Source organism: Variovorax sp. P4_D9 (assembly GCF_056401695.1).
On record NZ_JBFUIU010001330.1, the window covers coordinates 1 to 1,693 of the forward strand.

A 1,693-nucleotide genomic window follows, 5' to 3' on the forward strand; every position below is an offset into this window, starting at 1 on the left:
GAAGGCGCTTGAAAGGATTTCACCATGGCACTCGACAAAGACATGCTCGACCCCCGAGAAATCGACGGCGACCCGCTGGCCAACGACGAAGTCGTCGACGTCCTCAATGACCTGCTGGAGAACACCCGCGACGGCGGCTACGGCTTCCTGGCCTGCGCCGAGGAAGTAGAGTCGCCGGCCACCAAGCAGCTGTTCGCGAGCCGCGCCGAAGGATGCCGACAGGCCGAGGCCGAACTGGTCCAACTGATCAGGGCCTTTGGCGGCGAGCCGGCCGATGGCGGCACCGCGGCGGGTGCCCTGCACCGAGGCTGGGTGCACGTGAAGGGCTCACTCGGCGCCAACAGCGAACTCTCGATCCTCGAGTCCTGCGAGCGCGGCGAGGACACCGCGATCGCGCGCTACCGCAAGGCCCTGAAGCAGAACCTGCCGGCCGATGTCCGCAGCGTGGTCGAGCGGCAGGCCGCGGGCGCCCAGCGCAACCACGACCAGATCCGCGATCTGCGAAACGCGGCCCGCGCCAGGGGCTGAACGGCCGGTCTCGCGCGTGACTTCGGCTGCAGGGACGGCGCCCTAGAATCGCCGTCCTTCAGCCAGGGACACGCGATGACCGAAGCTTTCACCCAAGTGCCCGCCCTGTGCGGGCCACTGCGCCAGCCTCGACAGATGCTGGCCGACCAACGCTACGACGGCCACAAGTCGATCCACGACGACGCGATGGCCGAAGGGTTGGGCTTGCGCGCAGGTCCGATCGAAGGGCCGACGCACTTCAGCCAGTTCGATCCCCTCCTCTATCACGTGTTCGGCAAAGCCTGGTTCGAAACCGGCTGCATCAGCGCGCACTACCAGAACATGGTGGTCGAAGGCGAGGAAGTCCGGGCTTTCGTCCAACCCGATCCGTCGCAGCCGCACTTCGTTCGCCTCCATGCCGAGAAGCGCGACGGCACTCCGGTGCTGACGGGCACGGCCTCGGTCGGCAATGCCGAGGGCCGGCCCCACGAGCTGCAGCTGCGCATCGCCAAGCTGCGCCCGCCGACCGGACTGGTGATCAACCGCGACCTCAAGGTCGGACAGCGCGGCGCGGTGGTCGAGAAGGTCCGCATGGGCTTCGACACCCACATGGGCAACCACTATCCCTTCACCCTGGCCGACAAGCTCGCGGTCATCACGGAGCCGAGCCCGTGGTACACGCGGGAAGCGGGCCACGAATCGCCGTGGGGCCGGCCGATCATTCCGACCGAGATGATCAGCGTGCTGCTCGGCTCGACGTCCGCGCAGTCGGGCCTGAGCGGACGCAAGCCCGCGGTCGGGCTGTTCGCAGGCCAGGAGATCCGACTGCTGCAGGGGCCGCTGTTCGTCGACCAGGACTACGAACTCGAGCGCGAGATCATCGCGCTCAGCGAAGGCGCACGCACCGAATCGATCTGGGTGCGCACCCGCGTCTACGACGCGGGGACCCGCATGCGGGTGGCCGAGATGATCCTCAATGGCGCGGTGATGAAGGCGTCCTATCCTGCGTACGAGAGCGAGGCGCGCGCGCTCGCCGGGTTCAAAGAGGACAAGGTGTAGGAACCCCTGAACGCTTCAGTCGCTCATTGCACTTTGCAGTCCCGACTCGGCGGGAATAACGTAGGCCGGTTTAGCCTGGTTGTGCGAAGCCCCACAGCAGAACTCGTACGCGCCGCTTCAGCACAGG

Annotated in this window: 2 protein-coding genes; both read left to right on the forward strand. The window is 66.9% G+C overall.

From position 1 onward, the window contains the following. The first annotated feature begins 24 nt into the window (after window positions 1-24). Window positions 25-528: a ferritin-like domain-containing protein gene (locus AC1DY5_RS54560; protein WP_478122518.1), complete on the forward strand. Its 504-nt coding sequence runs from the start codon at window positions 25-27 to the stop codon at window positions 526-528. 75 nt (window positions 529-603) lie between these two features. Further along, a complete protein-coding gene (locus AC1DY5_RS54565) occupies window positions 604-1,566 on the forward strand; it encodes a hypothetical protein (protein WP_478122519.1) in 963 nt (320 codons plus the stop codon). The last annotated feature ends 127 nt before the right edge of the window (window positions 1,567-1,693 follow it).